Origin of the sequence: Acinetobacter sp. YH16052, from assembly GCF_013417155.1 — a bacterium.
Classification (GTDB): Bacteria; Pseudomonadota; Gammaproteobacteria; order Pseudomonadales; family Moraxellaceae; genus Acinetobacter.
This window is the reverse complement of the sequence record NZ_VPEO01000161.1, coordinates 1-1,341: the sequence shown is the minus strand read 5'-3', so window position 1 is coordinate 1,341 and position 1,341 is coordinate 1. Positions and strand designations below refer to the sequence as shown.

Annotated in this window: 2 pseudogenes; both read left to right on the top strand. The window is 47.0% G+C overall.

Annotation, left to right across the window (positions count from 1 at the left end):
* Positions 1-692 (top strand): annotated as a pseudogene (locus tag FTV42_RS16950) (BREX system P-loop protein BrxC); the annotation flags it as partial.
* Positions 693-738: 46 nt separating this feature from the next.
* Positions 739-1,341: pseudogene (locus tag FTV42_RS16945) on the top strand (BREX-1 system adenine-specific DNA-methyltransferase PglX); the annotation flags it as partial.

The window sequence follows — 1,341 nt, the reverse complement described above, 5'->3', positions numbered from 1 at the left end:
AGAAAAACAAACAGGCGCTGGGCAGTGATGAGGTGGCAAAAAAAGCCCTCTCTGAATTACATCGCATTTCCACCCTTGAATCGCCCTATGGTCTGTTAAATAAAGTGGCTGATTTGGTTCGTACAGTGGAAAGCGTCAATGAGCAATTGTTGACTGAGAAGCGCAATCAGGCGATAGAACACATTGATGACAAGATCAAACAGTTAGAAGCCGAGATTAAAAACAGTGGTATTGCCACCGCTGAGCTGAGTAACAAGCTATTACGCCCACTACAACTGCTGAAAACGGATATTGAAGTGGAAACTAGCCTGTCCACCATCTATATGTTGCAAACTCAAACCAGCGTCGAGCGTTTTGATGAAGCCTTGTATGAGTTGGAAAGCGAAGTTCAGGCGGAAATCCAGCGTCAGGCCAAAGCGGCACAACTGGCTCAGAGCAAAGCCGAGAGTGTGGCGAGTTCAGCAACTACAGCCAGCCCAGTTACATCAACACCTGCTGCGAGTCCGGTACAGTCTGTGACAGCCGTAGTGCCACCGAAACCTGTTGTCGAAGTTGATGTCGCCAGCATTTACAGCAAAAGCTCAAGTAGTGTCTATCTGGAAACAGAAGAATCAGTGGATCAGTTTGTAGACGCACTCAAAGCTGAACTGAAAAAAATCGTGAGTGATAAAAAGCGTGTGCGTATCCGCTAACTCGGGTTAGGGATATCGGCATCAGTCATTAATTAAAGGTTTAAAGATGAATACCAGTAATATTAAAAAATACGCACCGCAAGCACGAAATGATTTTATCGCAGCGATGCGCAAGCAAGCCGCCAAATATGGCATCACCGCAGACCGCATTTTACCGGCAGAACAGAAAGGCGACTTGCTGCTGATTGGCGATCAGGTTTTTCCGCTATCAGTCATGAAACCACGTGAGAAGCTGATCAAGCGCATTCAAACCAGCAGTTTTGAGCAGACGATTGATTATATCGCTTATAGCTGGTTTAACCGTCTCTGTGCCATTCGCTACATGGAATGCAAAGGCTTACTGGATCATGGTCGCCGTGTGCTGAGTAGTGCCGATGGTAGTGCAGGCTTGCCGCAGATTCTGGAAGAATGTCTGGACATTGAGCTACCGGGTTTAGATGCCAGCCGTGTGGCTGAACTCAAGCTGGATGGCAATAAAGACGAAGAACTCTATCGTGAATTGTTACTGGCGCAGTGTCATGCGTTGAATCAGGTGATGCCACTCCTGTTCGAACAGGTGTCTGATGAGTCAGAACTGTTATTACCGGATAACCTGACCAAAACCGATTCGTTGATCCGTGATCTGGTCAGCAGTATTCCAGAAGAAGAC